The organism is Nonomuraea sp. NPDC004702, assembly GCF_053601695.1.
This window is the reverse complement of the sequence record NZ_JBSGCE010000006.1, coordinates 70,982-91,001: the sequence shown is the minus strand read 5'-3', so window position 1 is coordinate 91,001 and position 20,020 is coordinate 70,982. Positions and strand designations below refer to the sequence as shown.

The 20,020-nt window shown below is 73.5% G+C and carries 19 protein-coding genes; 6 read left to right on the top strand and 13 right to left on the bottom strand.

Annotated elements, in window-relative coordinates; translation table 11 throughout:
- The first annotated feature begins 15 nt into the window (after positions 1-15).
- From ACWEJ6_RS10410 to ACWEJ6_RS10400, 3 genes are all read left to right on the top strand, one after another.
- The gene (locus ACWEJ6_RS10410; protein ID WP_452422870.1) at positions 16-168 is read left to right on the top strand and encodes a hypothetical protein; all 153 of its coding nucleotides are present in this window, start codon (positions 16-18) and stop codon (positions 166-168) included.
- A gap of 416 nt (positions 169-584) precedes the next feature.
- On the top strand, positions 585-1,157 hold the full coding sequence (locus tag ACWEJ6_RS10405; protein WP_452422868.1) for an RNA polymerase sigma factor: 573 nt from the start codon (positions 585-587) through the stop codon (positions 1,155-1,157).
- A complete protein-coding gene (locus ACWEJ6_RS10400) occupies positions 1,157-2,041 on the top strand; it encodes a hypothetical protein (RefSeq protein WP_452422866.1) in 885 nt (294 codons plus the stop codon). The genes ACWEJ6_RS10405 and ACWEJ6_RS10400 overlap by 1 nt, the downstream gene beginning before the upstream one ends.
- Here ACWEJ6_RS10400 and ACWEJ6_RS10395 read toward each other — a convergent pair.
- A complete protein-coding gene (locus ACWEJ6_RS10395; protein ID WP_452422864.1) occupies positions 1,980-2,363 on the bottom strand; it encodes a TetR/AcrR family transcriptional regulator in 384 nt (127 codons plus the stop codon). The genes ACWEJ6_RS10400 and ACWEJ6_RS10395 overlap by 62 nt on opposite strands.
- Positions 2,364-2,607: 244 nt before the next feature.
- On the opposite strand from ACWEJ6_RS10395, the gene vanY-N reads away from it, so the two are divergent.
- Complete coding sequence (gene vanY-N, locus ACWEJ6_RS10390; RefSeq protein ID WP_452422862.1) at positions 2,608-3,171, top strand: D,D-peptidase/D,D-carboxypeptidase VanY-N; 564 nt, start codon at positions 2,608-2,610, stop codon at positions 3,169-3,171.
- Between the two features lie 6 nt (positions 3,172-3,177).
- Positions 3,178-5,034: an ATP-binding protein gene (locus ACWEJ6_RS10385; protein WP_452422860.1), complete on the top strand. Its 1,857-nt coding sequence runs from the start codon at positions 3,178-3,180 to the stop codon at positions 5,032-5,034.
- Between the two features lies 1 nt (position 5,035).
- Here the strand turns inward: ACWEJ6_RS10385 and ACWEJ6_RS10380 are convergent, their stop codons facing one another.
- The 11 genes from ACWEJ6_RS10380 to ACWEJ6_RS10330 form a co-directional block, all read right to left on the bottom strand.
- Complete coding sequence (locus ACWEJ6_RS10380; protein ID WP_449913458.1) at positions 5,036-5,728, bottom strand: aspartate/glutamate racemase family protein; 693 nt, start codon at positions 5,726-5,728, stop codon at positions 5,036-5,038.
- A gap of 73 nt (positions 5,729-5,801) precedes the next feature.
- Positions 5,802-7,181 carry a UDP-N-acetylmuramoyl-tripeptide--D-alanyl-D-alanine ligase gene (locus ACWEJ6_RS10375; RefSeq protein WP_452422857.1) on the bottom strand — a complete coding sequence of 460 codons (1,380 nt, stop codon included), beginning with the start codon at positions 7,179-7,181 and terminating at the stop codon, positions 5,802-5,804.
- A 37-nt stretch (positions 7,182-7,218) separates the two neighbouring features.
- Complete coding sequence (locus tag ACWEJ6_RS10370; RefSeq protein ID WP_452422855.1) at positions 7,219-8,175, bottom strand: D-alanine--D-alanine ligase family protein; 957 nt, start codon at positions 8,173-8,175, stop codon at positions 7,219-7,221.
- Positions 8,176-8,450: 275 nt separating this feature from the next.
- Complete coding sequence (locus tag ACWEJ6_RS10365) at positions 8,451-9,494, bottom strand: glycoside hydrolase family 88 protein (protein WP_387664041.1); 1,044 nt, start codon at positions 9,492-9,494, stop codon at positions 8,451-8,453.
- 57 nt (positions 9,495-9,551) lie between these two features.
- Positions 9,552-10,154 (bottom strand): class I SAM-dependent methyltransferase, encoded by a 603-nt coding sequence (locus tag ACWEJ6_RS10360; RefSeq protein ID WP_387664039.1) that lies wholly within the window; start codon positions 10,152-10,154, stop codon positions 9,552-9,554.
- Positions 10,155-10,171: 17 nt separating this feature from the next.
- Positions 10,172-12,742 (bottom strand): PEP/pyruvate-binding domain-containing protein, encoded by a 2,571-nt coding sequence (locus ACWEJ6_RS10355; RefSeq protein WP_452422853.1) that lies wholly within the window; start codon positions 12,740-12,742, stop codon positions 10,172-10,174.
- 34 nt (positions 12,743-12,776) lie between these two features.
- On the bottom strand, positions 12,777-13,658 hold the full coding sequence (locus tag ACWEJ6_RS10350; RefSeq protein WP_452423080.1) for an alkaline phosphatase family protein: 882 nt from the start codon (positions 13,656-13,658) through the stop codon (positions 12,777-12,779).
- A 44-nt stretch (positions 13,659-13,702) separates the two neighbouring features.
- On the bottom strand, positions 13,703-14,476 hold the full coding sequence (locus tag ACWEJ6_RS10345; RefSeq protein ID WP_452422851.1) for a sugar phosphate isomerase/epimerase family protein: 774 nt from the start codon (positions 14,474-14,476) through the stop codon (positions 13,703-13,705).
- Between the two features lie 31 nt (positions 14,477-14,507).
- Complete coding sequence (locus ACWEJ6_RS10340) at positions 14,508-15,509, bottom strand: LacI family DNA-binding transcriptional regulator (protein WP_452422849.1); 1,002 nt, start codon at positions 15,507-15,509, stop codon at positions 14,508-14,510.
- A 124-nt stretch (positions 15,510-15,633) separates the two neighbouring features.
- A complete protein-coding gene (locus tag ACWEJ6_RS10335) occupies positions 15,634-16,725 on the bottom strand; it encodes a hypothetical protein (RefSeq protein WP_452422847.1) in 1,092 nt (363 codons plus the stop codon).
- 91 nt (positions 16,726-16,816) lie between these two features.
- Entirely contained in the window at positions 16,817-18,244 is a 1,428-nt protein-coding gene (locus tag ACWEJ6_RS10330) for an FAD-dependent monooxygenase (protein ID WP_452422845.1), read from the bottom strand.
- 93 nt (positions 18,245-18,337) lie between these two features.
- On the opposite strand from ACWEJ6_RS10330, the gene ACWEJ6_RS10325 reads away from it, so the two are divergent.
- Positions 18,338-18,631 (top strand): ArsR/SmtB family transcription factor, encoded by a 294-nt coding sequence (locus ACWEJ6_RS10325; protein ID WP_352365580.1) that lies wholly within the window; start codon positions 18,338-18,340, stop codon positions 18,629-18,631.
- A 13-nt stretch (positions 18,632-18,644) separates the two neighbouring features.
- Here ACWEJ6_RS10325 and ACWEJ6_RS10320 read toward each other — a convergent pair whose 3' ends face one another.
- Positions 18,645-20,018 (bottom strand): LCP family protein, encoded by a 1,374-nt coding sequence (locus ACWEJ6_RS10320; protein WP_452423078.1) that lies wholly within the window; start codon positions 20,016-20,018, stop codon positions 18,645-18,647.
- Positions 20,019-20,020 lie beyond the last annotated feature (2 nt).

Sequence of the window (20,020 nt, the reverse complement as noted above, 5' to 3'; positions counted from 1 at the left end):
CCTCACCGATGCGCAGTGGGCACGGCTCGAACCGCCGACTGCCACGGCTCCTGGCAGGCGGTCTACAACCTGTTCCGCCGCCGGCAGCGCGCTCGCGCCTGGCACCGGATCCTCACCCACCTGCAGACGAACTCCGTCATCGGCCGGATCCGTTTGACCCCTTGCTGAAGGAGGTCGACCTGGCAGCCGCACGCCGCTTCCGTCCCTGTGGCCCCGGGTTCTGATCCCGGCATGTGCTTCCTCACGATGGGCGGCCTGGGCCGCGCGGCCGATCCGGCCGAAGCCAGCGTCGGGAACAACGGCATGGCCACCGGAAGAGGAGACGGGCGGCCGTGACAGGGGTGCCACCGGAAGACGGCGGAAGCGGGCCGCGGGCTTGATCGCTGATCGTTAAGGTCTTTGCGTTCCGGCTGCTCAGCGATGGTTCCTGGAGGTTGGATGGCGTCGATCGATCGGACGGCGTACCCGGGGCTCACCCGGGGGGTTACGCGCAGGTCAGGCCCTACTTCGCTGGATTCACGGCTGGAACTATGAGGACCCCGGTTTCGCGACACACTTACGGGCCCGCCGGACATGACCCAGGCATGAACGTCACCGACACCGGGCCGCCGCGCAGCCAGCGCTTCGCCCACCTCTACGAGCAGACGTATGCCGCATTGCTGCGGTTCGTCGAACGTCGCGTCCACCCCTCCCACGCCGAGGACGTGGTCGCCGACGCGTTCCTCGTCGCCTGGCGGCGCCTGGACGACGTGCCGCGCGCGGCGGACGAGGCGCGCGCCTGGCTGTTCGGCGTGGCGCACCGCACCCTCCGCAACGGGCTGCGGGCCGACCAGCGGCGGCAGGCGCTCACCGTCCGCATCGCCGACAGCCGGCTGACCGGTGCCGCGGCGGCCGGGCTGGACCCCGAGCTGGTGGCACGCCGGCTCGACCTCGTCCAGGCGTGGCGGCGGCTCAGCCCGCGCCACCAGGAGACGCTCGCCCTGGCCGTGTGGGACGGCCTCACAGCCCCACAGGCCGCGCGGGTGCTCGGCATCTCCCCCGTCGCGTTCCGGCTCAGGCTCACCCGGGCCCGGCGCGCCCTGCGCCACCACGCCGACGCCGTCCCCGCCACTACGACCCAGCCCGCGACCGCCACCGTGGACTCCAGGAGCATGTGATGAACGACAGCCTCGACCACGCCCTGCGCGGCCTCGACCCGGCCGTCACCCCCGCCGGCCTGGACACCAGCACCGACCCCAAGGCTTGGGCCCTGCTGGCCCGGGTGATGGCCACCGACCCCATCGGGGCGCCCGCACCGGCGACCAGCGGCCCTCGCGTACTCACCGCCAGGCGTCTCACCGTTGCCAGCGGAGGGGTGGCCGCCGGCATCGCGGCAGCGCTGCTGCTGCCCGGCGTGTTCGGCGGCGGCTCGGCGATGGCAGCGTGGACCGCGACGCCGCACACGGTGAGCGGTGACCGGGCCATCGACGCCCAGGAGAAGTGCCTCGACCATGCCCAGGACACCGCCAAGCGCACAACCGGGCGCGACCTCGGCTTCCGGCCCGTGGTGACCGAGGGCCGGGGGCCATGGACGCTCGTCTACGTCAACGACGGCAGCAGCAACCTGGCCGAGATCACCTGCCTGCTCCGCGACGGCGACCTCGTCGGCGCGCACGGCAGCGCGCCGGGGCCCGGCGCGCAACCGCTTCCACCGGTTCCTGCGGGGTCGGCGCGGGCCGCCCTCGGCTCGGCCCTGAGCACGAGTGAGGAGAGCGTGCGCACCGTGACTGGCAGAGTCGGTGCCGACGTGGTGGGCCTGGAGCTCTCCACGGAGGCGAAAGGCGACGTGACCGCGACCGTCACCGGCGGCTACTTCGCGGCCTGGTGGCCGGACGCCCCGGCGACGGAGGAGCGCGAGAACGCCTCGCTCCGTGGCGGCGTCAAGAGCGTCACGGCGATCCTCCAGGACGGGTCGCGGCACAGCGTCTCCCTTGAGGAGCTCACCGGCCTGACGAGCACGCAGCTGAACACACCGGCCACGGGCGGCTCCGCGCGCGACTGACCTGGCCGCCCGCGGCGGCGCCGGGCCTCACGGTCCGGCGCCGCGAAGCCACTGGCGCTTTGCTGCCCGGCAAGTGCCGGTCCATGATCTGTGCGATCGCGGCGGTGACGTCCTCGGCGCCTTCCAGCGCGACGGTCAGGAACAGCTTGTTCCTTGTCGGTGTAGTGGTTGTAGACCGTCCGCTTGGATACCCGGCCGCGGCGGCGATCGAGTCCATGCCGGCGCGGGTGTAGCCGTCGCGGCCGAACACACGGCGAGCGGCTTGGGTGATCGCCTGCCGCTTGTCCGCTCTGCCGTACGGCTCGGGCCGGCTCAGGGGCATCGGCGTCCTTTCGGGCCGGGGCTACTTGGCTCGCCCTGTTCAGCCTGTACTACCAGCTCGGCGGCGCCTTCGGTCCGGCGCCGGCCGGCCTCCTGATCGCGTAAGCGGGGACTCCGGTCCCGGCACTGGAGGATGCCGTCCGGCCGTCCTGGCAGTTCGCCCGAGGCGCACAGCCTGGGGCCGTCGACAAACGGTGACATTCGGCGGACGATGCGCTCATATTTGGCGCCAAGGGTGGTTCGTCATGGACGAACCACGCACCATCCCTCCCCGGCCCCGAGACAGGCTGTACGCCGCGGCCACGCTGGTGCTCGCCGTACTGCTGCTGCCGCCGGCCTTCGTTCGCCATCCAGGCCGCGCCCGCGAACTGGCCTGCCGCTGGGCGTTGCGGATGCGATTCCCCGCCGAGAACCTCGCCGGGCTCACCGACGGCGCGATGGCCGCGTTCACCGCGGCGCGCACCGAGGCGCTGTGGCGTCACGGCCAGCTCATCGGCGTCACCTCCGGATACCGCGACCCCGTCGTCCAGCAGCGGATGTTCGACGACGAGGTGCGCCGCTCCGGCTCTCCGTCCCTGGCCCGCATGCTCGTGCTGCCACCGGCCGAGTCCAGCCACGTCCAGGGCATCGCCCTGGACGTGCGCCCGCACGAAGGCGCTCGCTGGCTGGAGGAGCACGGCGCCCGCTACGACCTCTACCGCCTGTACGACAACGAGTGGTGGCATTTCGAGCACCGCCCGGACAGGCGGGGCATACCGCCGCGACGACTCCCCCACCCCGGCGTGCACCACCTCTTCGAGAAGGGCTAGCGATCCATGTCCGGTTCTCTGGGGCGGCGGCTGCGCGCGGCGCGCGAGATGGCGTTCGTGGGGCGGGAGGAGGAGCTCGCGGTCTTCACCACGGCGCTGTACAGCGGCGCCCGCAGCGTCCTGTACGTGCACGGTCCGGGCGGCATCGGGAAGTCGGCCCTGCTGCGGCGCTTCGCCGACGAGGCCGAGACGGCGGGGCGGCCCGTGTCCATGCTGGACGAGCGCCTGATGGACCCGGCGGCCTGCCAGGACGACGCGGTGCTGCTGTTCGACGGTTTCGATCGCGTGCAGAGCCTGGAGGGGTGGCTGCGCGAACGGTTCCTGCCACGGGTGCCCGCGGGGGCGCTGGCGGTGATCGCGGGACGGAACCCGCCGGATGTGCGCTGGCAGGCGGACCCGGCATGGGCGGGGTCGCTGGAGGTGCTGCCGCTACGCGATCTGCGGGCCGCGGACGCGCACGCCCTGCTGGACGCCGCCGGCGTGCCGGCGGAGGCGCGCGAGCCGCTGCTCGCCTTCGCCGGCGGTCACCCGCTGGCGCTGCTCCTGGGGGCGGCCGTGGCGGCGAAGGACGGCGGGCGATGGAGGCCTGATCAGGACCTGGTGGCCGAGTTGCTGGATCAGCTGGTGGGCGAGCTGCCCTCGGCCGCGCACCGGCGTGCCCTGGAGATCTGCGCGCACGCGTACACGACGACGGAAGACCTGCTGCGGGCGGCCTTCCCCGAGGACGCGGGGACGCTGTTCCGCTGGCTGCGGCGGTTGCCGTTCGTCGAATCGAGCGGTCTCGGGCTGTTCCCGCACGGCGTGGTCCGGCGGCTGCTGGAGGCGGACCTGCGCTGGCGGGACCCCGAGGCGTACACGGTGATGCACGAGCGCGTGCATGCGCACGTGGCGGACAGGGTGCGTACGGCGAGCGACGCGGACGTGCCCGGCGCGGTGGCGGCACTGCTCCATCTCCACCACGGGCCGCCTACCGGCGACGGCGAGTTCCAGGAAGAGACCTTGCCGCAGGCGGAGGCCGGCGTCCTGGTACAGGAGGCGGCATTCTGGGTGGAGCGTCAGCCGGAGGCGTTCCGCCTCTATCGAAGCGCCGAGACGGGCGAGCCGGTGGCTCTCTCCGCGTGGCTGCGGTTGACGGAGCTCGATGAGGAGGAGCTGGCGGCCGATCCCGTCGTGGCCGCGGCGTGGGCGCACGCGCGCGCCACCGCCCCGCTGCGCGCCGGTGAGCACCTGGCGGTCAGCAGGCAGTGGGTGCTTCCGCCGTACCGTGGTAACGCGCTGTTGCTGGAACTGATCCAGTGGCGAGCGCTCGGCAACTGTCTGCGGGCCGAACGGCTGGCCTGGTCGTACATCGAAGCACGGACGGAGCGGTATCACGGGATGCGTGACATCTCCGGCGGCCTGTTCGTCCATGACTGGCGGGCGGTGCCCGCGCAGGCGTGGCTGGAGCAGATGGTCAACAGGCCCGCGAGCGGCCCTGGCACCGCGACGGCGAGACTGGCGGTGCTGTCCAGGGAGGAGTTCGCCGACGCGGTCCGCGGAGCGTTGCGCAGGTTGCCGCGGCCGGACGAGCTGGCCACCTCCCCCCTGACGCGCACCAGGCTGGTCGCCGATGAGCAGAATCCCGTCGCGGCACTGGGTGACCTGCTGCGCCAGGCGATCGGCGACCTGAGCGAGGACCCGCGCTCGGTCAAGTTCCACCGGGCGCTGTCCGTCACGTTCCTCTGCGGTACGCCCACGCAGGAGCTGGCCGCGGAACGGCTCGGCATCCCCTTCACCACCTACCGCCGTCACCTGGCGGCCGGCATCGAACGGGTCTGCGCCGACCTGTGGCACCGCGAGCTGTACGGCACCAGCCGTACGTGAATCACTCGGCGAGGGCGAAACCGACCGCCGCCTCGGCGTGCAGCCGGGCGCTCGGCAGCACAGGGATCGGGCTGTGCTTCTCACTGATCAGCAGCTCGATCTCCGTGCAGCCGAGGACGACGCCCTCCGCGCCGTCGTCGGCGAGGTCCTGGATGATGCGCGCGTAGGCGTCCCTGGACGCTTCCCTGATCACCCCGCGCACCAGCTCGTCAAAGATCACGTCGTGGACCAGCTTCCGCTGTTCGCGACGCGGGACGACCACCTCGACGCCGTGAGCGGCCAGCCGATCCAGGTAGAAGGGCTCCTCCATGGTGAACCTGGTGCCGAGCAGGCCGACCTTGCGCATGCCCCTGGCGCGGATCTCGGCGCCCACGGCGTCGGCGATGTGCAGCACCGGCACGCCCACGGCCCGCTCCACGTCGTCGCTCACCCGGCTGAAGGTGTTGCTGCAGACGAGCAGGACGTCGGCGCCGGAATCCTCCAGTCGCCTGCCCGCACCGGTCAGCAATGTGCTCACCTCGTCCCAGCGGTCGGCGAAGATGAGGTCCTCGACCGTCGTGTAGTCGACCGACCAGATGAGGCTGTTGGCGGAATGGCTGCCGCCGAGGTGCTCGCGGGTGCGCTGGTTGATGATCTGGTAGTAGATCACCGTCGATTCCCAGCTCAACCCGCCGATGAGACCGATGGTGCGCATGGAACTCCGTTTCGCCGGCTCGTCGCCGGAAGGCTGGACAGGGTGGCTGGTCATTCGGCGGAGCAGCAGCTGTTCAGGCGTCGGCCAGCGCGCGGGCGCAGGCGCCGAGCCCGATCTCGCTTGAGGCCTTGACGAACACCACGTCGCCCGGTTCGAGCAGCGAGCCGGCCAGCTCGGTGGCGCCGGAGACGTCCTCGACCGCGTGGACGGCCACGCCCCGGTTCGCGGACTCCGCCGCCCACGCCATCGCGAGCGGATCCCCCTCCCCTACCGCGATCAGCAGGTCGAAGCGGAGGTCGGCGACGAGCCGGCCGATCTCGGCGTGCCGGGCGCGCGAGGTGTCCGCCTGCTGCCCCATCGCGCCGAGCACGGCGACGGTACGGCGGGCGCCCGCCATCGCCCGCACCGCCCGCAGCCCGGCCTTCATGGACTCGGGGCTGGCGTTGTAGGCGTCGTCGACGATGGTGATGCCGTCACGTCGCTCGACGATCTCCAACCGGCCCGCGGAGCGCCGCCGGGCGGCGTTCAGTCCCTCGGCGATCCCGGCGGCGCCCAGGCCCAGCGCGGTGGCCACGGCGGCGGCGGCCAGCGCGTTGCCCACCTGATGCTCGCCTATGAGGTCGAGCGTGACCGGGGCGCTGCCGCCCGGCGTCACCAGTTCGAACGCGGGCCGCGCGCGGTCGTCCAGCCGCACGCCTTCCGCCCGCACCTGTGTCCCCGCCGCCGCGCCGTACAGCAGGACCTTGGCCCTGGTACGGCCGGCCATCCCGACGACGTACGGGTCGTCGGCGTTGAGCAGCGCGAACCCGTCCGCCGGGAGCGCCTCGACCAGCTCGCCCTTGGCCTCGGCTATGTCGGCCGGCCCGGATCCCATGCGCTCCACGTGCGCGCTGCCGACATTGAGCACCAGCCCAAGCTGCGGTGGCGCGAGTCCGGTCAGGTACGTCAGGTCGCCCTTCCTGCTCGCCCCCATCTCCAGCACCAGGTACCGGGTGGCGGCATCGGCGCGCAGCACGGTGAGCGGCAGGCCGAGCTCGTTGTTGAACGACCTGTCCGTGGCGACCGTCTCGGCGTGCCGTTCGAGCACCTGCGCCAGCAGGTCCTTGGTGGTGGTCTTGCCCACGGAGCCGGTCAGGCCGATCACGGTCGGGCTGATGCGTCCGAGCAGGTGCTTGGCCAGCACGCCGAGCGCGAGCTGTACGTCGTCGACCACGAGGGCGGGCACGCCGACGGGCCGCGAGGCCAGCACGGCGACGGCGCCGCCCGCGACGGCACGGCCCGCGTAGTCGTGGCCGTCGACGCGGGCGCCGACCGTCGCGGCGAACAGGCCGCCGGGCACCACCTCGCGCGAATCGACTGCCGCGGGCGCCGTCACCAGCGCCCGCGGATCGCGCACGTCGTGCAGGCTCGCGCCGACGACCTGCGCGATCCTCTCCAGCGTCGTGGCGATCACTTGCCCCTCCTGACGGTCACGTGCCTGCTTCTGGCGATCACTTGCCGCTCCGGGCGAACGCGAGGTCGATGAGGCGGCGCAGCAGATCCGGGTACGGGACACCGCTCTCGGCCCAGGCCCTGGCGTAGACGGAACGGGCCGTGAAGCCGGGCATGGTGTTGATCTCCAGCACGTACAGGCGTCCCGACTCCTCCTCGTAGAGGAAGTCGACCCTGGCCAGGCCGTAACCGCCGATCGCCCGGAAGGCGCGCAGCGACATCTCGCGCACGTCCTCGGCCACGCGTTCAGGCAGGACGGCGGGGATCGTGGCGATCTCGGCCTTGCTGAGGTACTTGGCCTCGTAGTCGAGCCAGTCGCCCGGCACGAGGAGCTCGCCGGGCAGCGACGCCTCCGGGAAGTCATGACCGCCGAGCACGCCGCAGATGAGCTCGCGCGCGGCTACCTCCTGCTCGACGATGACCAACCGGTCGTGGGTCAGCGCCAGCTCCACACCCGCGCGCAGCTCCTCCATCGTGGTGACACGCGAGATGCCGATGGAGGAGCCCAGACCGGACGGTTTCACGTACATCGGCCAGTCGAGCGACTTCACCAGCCCCCAGGAGTCGATGGTGGCGCGCCATTCGTGCTCGGTGAACCACACACCCGGGGTGACAGGGATGCCCTCCGCCAGGAACGCGCGCCGCATCGCGACCTTGTCCATCGCCACGGCGGAGGCCAGGACGCCGCAACCCACGTACGGGATGCCCAGCGTCTCCAGGTGCCCCTGGACGACGCCGTCCTCGCCGAACGGTCCGTGCAGCACCGGGAAGACCACGTCCACCTGATCGCGTCGCAGCTCCATCGGCCACCTGCCCCGGCGGTCGATGATGACGGGCACGGGCTCGTACAGCTCCTTCGGCAGGGCGTCGAGCACGGCGTGTGCCGACAGCAGCGACACCTCGTGCTCGGCGGACGGCCCGCCGGCCAGCACCGCCACGCGTACGCGTTCTGTCACTATCGATCAGCCTTCCTCGGTGGGACGGTCGCAGGACCTGCCCGCCGAGTGTCGGCATTCCACCTGACCAGTTCCCAGGCCATTCACTGTCCGATTTCCGGCTATGGGCGCATGAGCGGGCCGGAGATGCCCACGCCCATCTCCAGGCTTGGCGCTGGGCGAGCAGCCGCCCAGCCACCTGCGGGCGCGCCCGGCTCCACGCCTGTGCCGCCGCCCTGTCGGCGAAGAAGCTGACGCGACCGACTACCGCGCCCGCTCAGCCGTCGAGACACGGCCTAGACGCGGCCGGGGTCGATCGTGCCGTCGAGGGTGAGGGCGGCTTCGAGCAGGAAGTAGTCGCCCCAGACCAGCTCGTGGGCGGTGGCCAGGCCCTTGCGCCGGTCGTAGCAGCCGTCCACCAGGCCGCCGTGCTCGTTGAGGTGGTCGCGGGCCAGCGCGTCCAGCGTGCGGGCGGCCTGCTCCCGGTAGCCGTCCTTGGCCAGCGGCGCGAGCTTGGCCAGGGCGGCGGCGGCGATCGCGGTGGCCGAGGTGTCGCGGGGCGCGGCGGGGATGCCGGGGTCGTCGAAGTCCCAGTAGCAGACCAGGTCGGACGGGACGTGGGCCAGGTACCAGTCGGCGACCTCGGTGGCCGGGCCGATGAACTCGGCCGACAGGTGGGCGGCCTGGGCCAGGCCCAGCATGGCCCACGCCTGCGCGCGGGCCCAGGTGCTGGCAGGCGAGGAGCCGTTGACGGCGCCGGCCGAGGTCTGGGCGACCGAGCCGTCCTCCCGTACGCACATGGCGTAGCCGGTGCGGGCGTGGGACTCGGCCATCACCAGCAGCTCGCGGGCTCCGGTGCGTTCGCAGGCGAAGGCCAGCAGCGGGACGGTGCCGGGCAGGCCGTCCACGCAGGCGCCGGGGCGCGGCCAGCCGTATTTGACGACGTCCTCCTCCTGGGGCGGCAGCAGGCCGGCCAGCGGGTCGAAGCCGATGCTCAGCGACCGGGCGGCGGCCACGGCGGTCGTGGCGCCGGGATCCTCGTCGCCGGCGAGGACGGCCGGGAGCGCGGCGCCGTACCAGAACAACATGCCGCGCAGCAGGGTGGGGGCGTCGGTGCGGGCGGCCAGCCGCTCGGCGACCTGGCCGGCGGCGCGGGCGTAGCGGGGCTCGCCGGTGGCGACCGCGGCCAGGGACAGCAGGCCGCCCCAGAAGCCGCCGCACCAGTCTCCGTCCTCGGACCAGGTCCATTCGCCCGTCACGGGGTCGGCGTAGAGGGGGAAGCGTCCTTGAGACTGCGCGAGGGTCCCGCCGACCCTGCGCACCAGCTCTGTGACCAGCATGGAACCGCCTCATCCGGAAACGTGATGCCTCCTCCGGTTACCCGGGGCGGCACGGGCTTAACGGGACGCGTCCCAGACGATCAGGTAGCGCCGCAGCAACAACCGGCGGAACCGGCAGCCCGGCAACAACCGCCTGGCGGCCCGCCCCACCTCGGCCCACGCCATGTCGGGGTCCATGACGGGGACGGACGGCCCGCTCTTGGGCCCGTGGCGGAGCTGGTGGACGCGGGTGACGACCTGCGCCGTGCCGCTGATCACCCAGTCGAGCAGCGAACGGTTCCTGGCATGCCCGACGACCACCAGCCGGCCGCCGGGCGCGAGCAGCCGCCGCAACGCCCCGACGGCCGCGCCGAACTCGGCGTGGTGCACGACGGCCACGGCGCTGACGAAGTCGTACCCGGACTCCGGCAGCGCGGCCGGGTCGAGGTAGTCGGCCTCGGTGAAGGTGAGGCCGGGCCGGTCGCCGTGGCGGGACCTGGCCAGGGCGACGGCCTGCGCGGACCGGTCGACGCCGGTCACGTCGGGGACGCGGGCGGCGAGCTTGCCCGCCAGGAGGCCGTCGCCGCAGCCGACGTCGAGGGCGCGGGACGAGCCGGGCGGGATCAGGCTCAGCACCAGCCGCTGGTAGTGCACGTTGTGATTCCAGTACGGATCGGGCACCTGATCACCATAGTGCTCTAAAGGGTCACCGTGCCCGCCGCTCCCTCGACGGTGATCTCCTGGCCCGTGGCGATGCGGCCGGTGGCGTCGCGGACGCCGACGACGGCGGGGATGCCGTACTCGCGGGCCACCACGGCGCCGTGCGACATGGCGCCGCCCATCTCCATCACCAGGCCGCCGGCCGTGAGGAACAGCGGGGTCCAGCCAGGGTCGGTCGAGGGGCAGACCAGGATCTCGCCCGGTTCGAGGTGGGCGCCGTTCGGGTCGAGCACCACCCTGGCGAGGCCGGTGACCGTGCCGGCCGAGGCCGCCGTGCCGGTCAGCGCGCCGTCGGGGACGGGTCCGGCCAGGGCCTCGGGCTCGGTGCCGTCGGAGAGCATGATCCGGGGCACGTGCCGGCGGCGCGACTCCCGCTCGTACGTCGTGCGCCGCTCGCGTACCAGGTCGCGCAGGTCGCCGCCGGACAGGGCGGACCTGGCCTCCTCCAGGCGCAGGAAGTACACGTCGGCGGCGTCGTCCAGGACGCCGGCGGCGGCCAGGTGCTCCCCGACCGCGCGCAGGCTGTGCCGGACGGCGGCGATGGCCCTGACCGCGTGGTACTTGGGCAGTTCGCGCAGCCCCGCGTACGCCCGGGTGCGGCCGAGCGCGAAGCGCACCACGGGCGCCCGCCACCGGCCCCTGCGGGCGGCCAGCGCGGCGACCCGCTCGACCTCCTCCCGCGCCGCCCGCGCGCCCCTGGCGAACAGCGCGTCGGGGGCGAGGGCGGCGCCGGCGTCCATGCGCAGGTAGTTGGCCAGTACGCCGAGGATGTGCGTGGGGTCGTCGGACCAGCGGGGCACGCCGACGTCGATCTCGGCCACGCCGCGGTGGCCGTACCGGCCGAGGAAGGCGGCGATCTCCTTCTGGGCCCGCGGTGGCAGCTCGCCGGCCCGGTAGCGGCGGGCCAGCTCGGCCGCGGGCTCCTCACGGAACACCTCGGGCTCGACGTGGCCGGCCAGGTCCCACAGTTCGAGGTCCATCTCGGTGGTCGGGTTGTTCGGGACGCCGCGCAGGACGTCCTGCAGGTCGCCCACCCGCGTGCCGGAGAGCCGGGCGGCCAGGCCGAGCAGGGCGTAGCCGGTGATCACGATCGGCATGATCGAGACGATGGCCGGGAACGTCCCGGCGAGCAGGCGTTCGGCGTGGTCGAGGCGCTGGGCGGGGGTGGCGCCGGGCGGCGGTTCGAGCCTGCGGTCCAGCTCCTCGCCGACGCGGGCGGCGTGGGCGAGCGCCCTGGCCGGGCTCAGCAGCGCGTCGCGGACCCGTGCCGGCGCGTGCACGCGGCGCGCGAAGCGGCGCAGCCCGCGCAGGAACGGGCGCGGCGAGGTCTGGACGACCGACAGCCGCGGGTCGCCCGCCAGCTCCCGCACGACGGCCGCGGCCCGCGCCTCCCCCAGGGGCATCATGCGGGTCAGGACCGCCCGGCCGGTACGGCTGCGCAGCGGCGTGGTCAGGTCGATCCACAACCGCTGCCCCGCCTCGGACAGGAACGCCGGGCCGTCGAGCCGGTCGGCGGGCGCGTGCCCGAACAGGGTCGCCGCCCCCGAGGCCACCAGGTTGAACACCGACACCCCCATCGGCGTGAACGGCCCCATCACGCCCTGGGCGACGTTGAGCGACAGGTGGACGCGCAGGCCGGGCCCGGCCGGCCGGGGCAGCGGATAGAGGGTGGTGATCGGCCTGGCCTGGGTGAGCCAGAGCGTGCCGTCCTGGCCGATGGCCCACTCGGTGTCCTGCGGCGTGCCGTAGTGGTCCTCGACGCGCGCGCCGAGCTCGGCCAGGGCGAGCACCTGCGCGTCGGTCAGGCACAGCCCGCCGGCGGCGGTCTCGACGTGTTCGACGCCGCCGCCGGGCAGCGGCCGGACGGCCAGCTTCGGGCCGCCCGCCCGCCGTTCCAGCACCTCGCCGCCCGAGACGACGAACCGGTCGGGATCGACGGCTCCGGAGACGACCGCCTCGCCGAGTCCGGGGGCGGCGTCGAGGACGGTCTCGCGCCGCCTGCCGGTCACCGGATTCGCGGTGAACATCACCCCGGCCACCCGCGCGTCCACCATCACCTGGACGACCACCGCGAGCCGGACGCCGGCGTGGCCGACGCCGCTCGCCTCCCGGTAGGCCACGGCCCGGTCGCTCCACAGCGAGGCCCAGCAGCGGCGCACGGCGTCGAGCACCGCCTCGGCGCCCACCACGTTGAGGAAGGTGTCCTGCTGGCCGGCGAAGCTGGCGAACGGCAGGTCCTCCGCCGTGGCCGAGGAGCGCACGGCCACCGGGACGTCCGCGCCGAGCCGCGCGTAGGACGTCAGGATCGCCTCGCGCACCGGGGCGGGCATCTCGGCCCGCAGCAGGTGGCGCCTGGCCCGCGCGGCGAGCCCGTCGCCCGGGGTGAGGTCGAGCCCCGCGGCGACCTGCCGGTAGGCGTCGGTGGTCAGGACCCAGCCGGGCGGGACGGGCAGGCCGGCGCGGGTCAGCTCGCCGAGGTTGGCGGCCTTTCCGCCCACTTCGGCGAGCATCGTGGTGTCGATCTCGGAGAGGTCGTGTGTGGTCCTCATGGAAGGCACCCCCTCTCCCGAGTCTGCCATAAATTCACCAACTGTTGAACAGCGGTGTCCCGTCCAGTTCCCAGGCCGGGTCGAGCGGCACGCCGAGCAGGGCCAGCGCGGTGGGGCCGACGTCCACCAGGCGGGGCTCGGCCAGCGGGCGGCCGCCGAGGTCCGCGTCCAGCCGGTTCGCGATCACGAACACCGTGCGCTCCTCGGCCGAGGTGCCGCCGTGGCCGCCCTCGTCCACGTGGCCGTGGTCGGTGGTGACCAGCACGGTCCAGCTCTCCCCCGGACGGGCGCGGACGGCGTCGAGCAGGCGGCCCAGGTAGGCGTCCTGGGCGTGCAGGGCGGCGGCGTACTCGGGGCAGTGGGGGCCGAGGGCGTGGGCCACCTCGTCGGTGTCGCCGAGATAGACGAAGGCGAGGTCGGGGCCGGTCTCGGCGAGGTGGCGCTCGGCGGCGTCGGCGATCTGCCGGTCGGCGGCGGTCCAGGTGAGGGCGTAGCCGTCCAGGACCATGCGGTGGTCGATGGCGGGGCCGAACGCGCCGTGCTCGCCGAGGGCGGCCCAGGAGAGGAAGGCGGCGGTCACCAGGTCGGGGCGGGCATTCTTCGCACGACTCAAAAAGTCCGGAAATTTCGTGAACTGGGGGCTGGTGAAGCTGTTGTCCACGACGCCGTGTTTGTCGGACCAGGCGCCCGTGGCGATCGACGACCAGCCGGGGCCCGAGTCCGTGCGCGACCTGATCACGCGGCCCGCCGCCGGCGGCTCCGCAGCCTTGGGCACGACCTCGCCGGGCGACTCCGTCCTGGGGGCCGCCGCCTCGCCGTACGGGAGCTTGCTGGTGCCGTACGCGCCGGAGGCCATCAACGACGACAGGACCGGCGGGGCCAGGGCGACGAGCCGGTCGAAGCGCAGGCCATCCATGCCGACCACGAGGACTTTGTTCTTGTTAAGGGGCATTCCCCTATCTAAGCGGTGAACCGTCGCACCCAGGCGACCGCGCCCGGCAGGATCTCCTCGACCGGCGCCACGTCCGGGTACCAGGTGCGCTCCCACTCCAGCGAGACCCATCCGGCGTACCCGGCCGCGCGCAGCAGGTCGCCGGCCTCCTCCAGCGGGACCGAGCCCGTCCCCATCGGGACCGGGGTGGTGTCCTCGGCCGAGACGGCGTCCTTGACCTGGACGTAGGCGAGCGAGGGGCCGAGCGCGGCCAGCGTGGCGGCCGGGGACTCGCCGTGCCGCCAGGGGTGCAGCAGGTCCCACAGCGCGCCGGTGACCTCGGGGCGGCCCGCCTCGGCCAGCAGCCCGGCCACGGCCGCGCCGGTGGGCATCCGGTCGTGCGTCTCGACCAGGACGCGTACGCCGAGGGCGGCGGCCGTACCGGCCACAGACCTCAGCCGGCGGGCGCCGACCGCCGGATCGTCGCCGCGCGGGAACACCCGCACGCCCGGCGCGCCCAGATCGGCGGCCAGCCGCAGGTCGGCGAGGAGCGTGTCGGCGACAGGCTCGTCCGGTCCCGGCTCACAGATGCCGACATAGCCGGCCAGGGCGGCGATCTCCAGCCCCGCCCGCTCCACCCGTTCCCGCACCGCGCGCCGCTCCCGCGCGGTGAGCCCGGTATGGACGCCGGTGTCCGGATGCAGCCGCAGCTCAAGCCCCTGGCAGCCGTGCGCGACGGCGATCCCGGCCGCCCGCTCCAGCCCCTCCCCCGGCATCCCCAACGTGCTGACCGCCAGCTTCACGCCGTCACCCCGGCTTCCGCGCCCGTCACGCTCATGCCATCCTCCTGACGCTCTCCCGCAGCACGACCTCGCCCGCGACGTGCTCGACCACGGGGGCGGCGGCGGCGTCCTCGCGGCCGAGCGCGAGCTCCAGGGCCCGCGCCCCCATGTCCGTCAGCGGCAGCCGCACGGTCGTCAGCGCGGGCACGTGATCACGCAGCGTGACGATGTCGTCGAACCCGGCCACCGAGACGTCCTCGGGCACCCGGATCCCGCGTTCGCGGCAGGCGGCCAGCGCGCCCACGGCCATCACGTCGTTGACCGCGAACACGCAGGTCGCCGCGCCGATCTCGGTCGCGGCCCGGTAGCCGCCGTCGCGGTCGAACGGCCCGTGGACCACGACGGGCTCGGGCAGGCCCAGCTCCCGCAGCCCCTGCGTGAACCCCTCGCACCGGTCGGCGGCGGTCACCAGGTGGGGCGGCCCGGCCAGCACGGCGAAGCGGGTGTGCCCGAGCCCGGCCAGCGCGCGGGCCAGGGCCGCGGCGCCGGCCCGGTTGGCGGGCGCGACGGTGTCCACGCCGAGCAGGTCCTGGCCGACGCACGCGGCCCGCCCGCCGCCCTCCTGGTAGCGGGCCAGCTCCTCGCGCAGCCGCCCGGTCACGACGGGGTCGGCGACCCGCGAGCCGACCAGCAGCACGGCGCGCACCCGCTGGGCGTTCATGGTGGCGACGTAGGCGATCTCCTGCTCGGGGTCGCGGTGGGTGGTGCCCACCATGACGAGCATGCCCTCGGTGGCGGCGGCCCGCATCGCGCCGTCGGCCAGCGCGGCGAAGTAGGGGTCGGTCAGGTCGTGGACGACGATGCCGATGACGTTGCTCGCCCCCCGGGCCAGCGTCTGGGCGGCGATGTTGGCGCGGTAGCCGAGCTCGTCGGCGGCCCGTTCGACGCGGGCCCGCAGGGTCGCGCCCACCTGGCGGGTGCTGCCGTTGAGCACCCGCGAGGCGGTGGCGAGGGAGACGCCCGCCTGTTTGGCGACGTCCTCAAGCGTGACCACGAGACCTCCCGGAAAGCGGTTTCCAAGTCTGCCAGACGACGACCTGGCTCCGCATCCTCGCACGCCCGCCCGCGGCGGCGGCACAACTCGCGGCACCGCGCTCACCAGGACGGCGACGGGACCCTCACGCCCAGGGGAACAGGATGTCGAACAGGCCCTTCTTCTCGCTCGGCGTGGGGGCGGGCTGCTCCTGCTGCGCGGGCGGCGCCTGAGTGGGGGGCGCGCTCTCCTGCCGCTCCGGCTGCCTGGTGGCGGGCGCCTTGGCCGAGTCCTCGGCCGAGTCCTCGGGGGTGCCGTCGGAGGTGTCGTTCATCCCGTCCTGCGGGCCGTGGGTGACCTTCTCGTCGGGCGTGGCCGTCGGACGGCTCTCGCGGGTGGCGGTGGGCCGCGCCGACGGCTCGCGGGTGGGACGGGGGCGGCGGGCCACGGGGGTGGGGGTTACGGTCTCGGACACGGTCGGCTCGGCGGTGTCCGTTTCCTCGGGCTCGGGGGCGGACTCGGTCTCCTCCGGGAGCGCGGTCTGCGGCGGGGCGGTGACCTGGCTCGCACCGGCGCAGGCGCCGACCCCGCACGGGTCGTCGGAGGAGGTGCCGGTGAGCAGCCAGCCCGCCCCGGCGCCGACCAGCACCACCGCGGCGGCCGCCAGCACCAGCACCCTGGTACGCCGGCGCACCTCGCGATCGCGCCCGGCGCCGACCCGGCGGTCGTCGGCGTCGTCGGTCCAGCCGGAGCCGAGGAAGCCGCGCCTGGTCTCACCCGCGTCGTCGCCGTCGGGCTTGTAGCCCTGGTCCAGCGGCAGGTAGGGCAGGTCGTCGTCGGCCGCCGGGTCTCCGCCGGGAACGCCGGGGCCGTCCGCCTCGACGACGGCGTGCGGCCCGCTCAGGCTCTCGTACGGCCCGGCCAGCGTCTCGTGCGGCCCGCTCAGGGCCTCGTGGGACCCGCTCGGCCCGTCCAGGACGTCGTGCGGGCCGCTCGGGCCGTCGAGCACGTCGTGCGGCGCGTCGGCCGGGGTCGCGGGGGTCGCCGGGGCTTCGACGGGCTGCGCGGCCTGGCCGGCCGGGAGGATGTAGGTCTCGTTGCCGGAGACCTGGATCGCGGGCTGCTCGTCGGTGTCCTCGGTGCTCCACCGGGGGGACAGCACGTCTCCGGTCAGCTCCGGGTTTAACGGTTTACCCTGCCCATCCTCGTACGGCCTGTCGTTCTCGTCGCGCGCCACGATGGAACCTCTCTAGCTCTGAATACGGACCGCGACCTTTCTTAACAGACTTGTCCGGATATTTCACATGTTTCGCTAAAGTTACTCTGCGTCACATTGGCCCCAGCCAGCGGGCGAGCGCGGCCTCCAGCGGATGCCCCCGCGCCTCCGACGTCCAGGCCGTGTAACCGTCGGGACGCACGAGCAGCGCCTCGGCGTCGTGCTCCGCGCCGCCCCGCACGATCTCCAGCCGGTCCGCCCACGGCGCGGCCGCCGCCACCAGGTCGTCGCGCCCGCCGAGGTCCAGCAGCAGCGCCCGGCCGCCGCGCAGCAGCTCCGCGGTGCGCACCACGCCGCCGGCCGTCTTGACCGCCAGGTCGGGAGCCATCCGCCCGGCTCCGGGCACGCCCACGTCGTAGGCGGTGTCCACCCCGGCGATCATCCCGCTCAGGTACTCGTTGACCTGGTCGAACCGCATCAGCTCGGCGAACAGCTCGCGCAGCGGGTCGACGGCCGGGTCGGGGTGGGCCAGCGCGCTCTGGGCCCGGACGTTCCACAACACCCGCGCGCCGACCGGATGCCGCTCCGCGTGGTAGCTGTCCAGCAGCCCCGCGGGGGCCTCGCCGCGCACCTCGGCGGCCAGCTTCCAGCCCAGGTTGAAGGCGTCCCCCAGGCCGGTGTTGAGCCCCTGGCCGCCCCACGGGAAGTGCACGTGCGCGGCGTCCCCGGCCAGCAGGACGCGGCCCGCGCGGTAGGTCTCGGCCTGCAGGGCGGCGTCGCCGTACCGGGACAGGTTGCGCGCGCCGGCCATCGGGACCGGGACGCCGAGGATGTGCTCGGCCGCCTCCTGGAGCTCCTCGATCGCGACGGGCGCCTCCCGGTCGGCGTGCGGGGCGCGGAAGTCGTAGGTGGTGACGCGGCTGTGCCCGGCGGGGTCGAGCCAGACGATGGCCCAGCCCCGCGGCGTACGCGTGTAGCCCGGTGGCACCGTGTACGGGTCGAGCAGCCGCACGTCGCCCATGAGCGCGGCGACGCGGGCCCCGGCGCCGGTGAACGGGATGCCGGCGGCCTTGCGCACGACGCTGCGCGCGCCGTCGGCGCCGACGACGTACCGGGCGGTCAGCTCGCGGCCGTTCACGGTCAGGGCGACGTGGTCGTCCCGCTGCTCCAGGCCGGTGACCTCCTGGCCACGCCGGATCTCCGCGCCGAGGGCCGCCGCGCGGCGGGCGAACACCTGCTCGGCCCACGCCTGCGGGCTGCCCACGATGCTCGGGCCGCCGTCCGAGACCGCGCCGAGGTCGAGCCCGAACATGCCGGAGAAGTGGAAGCTCACGCTCCCGTACGTGGACCGCCCCACCGCCTCCAGCAGCCCGCGCCGGTCCAGACTCCGAGCCGTGCCCGCGTGCAGCGTCCCGGCCTTGGACTGGCCGGTCGGCACGGCGAGCCGTTCGAGCACCAGCGGCCGCACCCCCTGCAGGCCCAGCTCGGCGGCGAGCAACATGCCCACGGGCCCGCCACCCACCACGGCGACATCGAACACAGGAGCCTCCTCGAACCCGGATGAGTACGTAATCTTCGTACATACGAACAATGTCCGTCAAATCACCGTTCGTGTTATCCGTACAATGGCGGCATGCTGCACCCGTCGCGTGACCAGATCCAGTTGGTGGAGGTGCTCGCCGCGCTCGGCCATCCCGTACGCGCCAAGATCGTGCGCGCGCTGGCCTCGGGGGACGAGCTGTTCTGCGGCGAGGTCGTGGCCGACGTGCCGAAGTCGACGCTGACCGCCCACTGGCGGGTGCTGCGCGAGGCCGGCGTCATCTGCCAGCGCCCGGAGGGCCGCAAGCTGTTCATCCGGCTGCGCCGCGACGACCTCGACGCCCGCTTCCCCGGCCTGGTCGATCTACTGCTGGCCGAGGACCTCTAACCCGCCGGCCGGGTCACAGGCAGGGGTTCGTGGTGGAGTCGACCACCTTGTCCTTGAGCGAGCCCGGGATCGCCGACGCCACCCGCACGCCCGGCCAGTCGGCCCCGATGACGAGCTGCACGATCGGCCCGTCGGGCAGCGGGGTGACCTTGCTCGCGTACGGCTTCGGGTTCACCGGGGCGACCTTGCCCGCCACCGGCGTGCGCTTGTCCTTCGACAGCCGGGCGGCCACGGCGTCCCCGTAGACGGCGCCGTTCTCGGCGTCCTTCTTCGCGTACCGGATCGACGTGGTGGCCACCGGCGCGGCGTTGCCGACCTGGACGACGGCGAACCCCTGGTCGGCCAGCTCGTCGGCCACCTGACCGGCCTTGCCGAGCTCGGTGGTGCCGTTGAGCACCTGGACGCGCACCTGCCCGTTCTCGACCTTCGGCTTGGCGGCGGCCGAGGGCGGGGTCACGTTGACGTCGGAGCGCACGGCCTCGAAGAAGTTGCGCGCGTCCGGCTGCTTGAGCTGCACCCGGTTCTTGTCGGCCGGGTACGCCTCCACCGGCACGGTGATGCCCTTGAGCTCCTTGGCGGTCAGCCCTTGGACGCTTCTGGCGATCTCCAGCATCCGGTCCGGCTGCGCGAGCTCGCTGTCCAGGGAGACGGCCTTGACCCCGGCCCGCAGGAACGCGTTGAGCTTGGCGGGGTCGGTGAGCAGCCCGCCATCGGTGATCTTGTCCAGCACCTTGGTGAGGAAGACCTGCTGGCGCTGGATGCGGCCGAGGTCGCTGCCGTCGCCGAGGGCGTAGCGGGTGCGCACGTACCCGAGGGCCTGCTCGCCCTTGACGACGTGCTTGCCCGCGCTGAGCACGAGCTTGGCCTTGGGGTCGTTGACCGCCTTGGGCAGGCAGATCTCGATGCCGCCGAGGGCGTCGACGATGCCCTTGAAGCCGGTGAAGTCCACCTTCACGATGTGGTTGATCTTGATGTTGGTGAGCGACTCCAGCGTGCGGACCGTGCAGTTGATACCGCCGTCGTTGAAGGCGGAGTTGATCTGGCGCAGCCCGCCGGCCAGCATCGTGCCGGTGCGGCTCCGGCACTGCGGGATCATGACCATGGTGTCCCGGGGGAAGCTGATCATGGTGGCCTTGTCCCGGTCCGGGGAGATGTGCAGCACCATGATCGTGTCGGTGCGCTCACCGAGGCCCTGCGACTTCGCGCCGTACTTCTTGTTGTCGCCCTCGCGCGAGTCCGAGCCGACGAGCAGCACGTTGAGCGCGCCGGTCTCGGGCGGCCGCGACCCGGCCTCCACCGGCGGCAGGATCGGGATGTCGGCGAAGATGCTGCGGTAGTACGCGTACCCGCCCAGCGTGACGACGACCAGCACGAACGTCAGCACCATGC

Excerpts from the sequence above, each read along its gene's own strand:
- ACWEJ6_RS10405 (WP_452422868.1), top strand. The coding sequence starts at position 585 with ATGAACGTCACCGACACCGGGCCGCCGCGCAGCCAGCGCTTCGCCCAC.
- ACWEJ6_RS10400 (WP_452422866.1), top strand. The coding sequence starts at position 1,157 with ATGAACGACAGCCTCGACCACGCCCTGCGCGGCCTCGACCCGGCCGTC.
- ACWEJ6_RS10395 (WP_452422864.1), bottom strand. The coding sequence starts at position 2,363 with ATGCCCCTGAGCCGGCCCGAGCCGTACGGCAGAGCGGACAAGCGGCAG.
- vanY-N (WP_452422862.1), top strand. The coding sequence starts at position 2,608 with ATGGACGAACCACGCACCATCCCTCCCCGGCCCCGAGACAGGCTGTAC.
- ACWEJ6_RS10385 (WP_452422860.1), top strand. The coding sequence starts at position 3,178 with ATGTCCGGTTCTCTGGGGCGGCGGCTGCGCGCGGCGCGCGAGATGGCG.
- ACWEJ6_RS10380 (WP_449913458.1), bottom strand. The coding sequence starts at position 5,728 with ATGCGCACCATCGGTCTCATCGGCGGGTTGAGCTGGGAATCGACGGTG.
- ACWEJ6_RS10365 (WP_387664041.1), bottom strand. The coding sequence starts at position 9,494 with ATGCTGGTCACAGAGCTGGTGCGCAGGGTCGGCGGGACCCTCGCGCAG.
- ACWEJ6_RS10355 (WP_452422853.1), bottom strand. The coding sequence starts at position 12,742 with ATGAGGACCACACACGACCTCTCCGAGATCGACACCACGATGCTCGCC.
- ACWEJ6_RS10350 (WP_452423080.1), bottom strand. The coding sequence starts at position 13,658 with ATGGATGGCCTGCGCTTCGACCGGCTCGTCGCCCTGGCCCCGCCGGTC.
- ACWEJ6_RS10325 (WP_352365580.1), top strand. The coding sequence starts at position 18,338 with ATGCTGCACCCGTCGCGTGACCAGATCCAGTTGGTGGAGGTGCTCGCC.
- ACWEJ6_RS10320 (WP_452423078.1), bottom strand. The coding sequence starts at position 20,018 with ATGGTGCTGACGTTCGTGCTGGTCGTCGTCACGCTGGGCGGGTACGCG.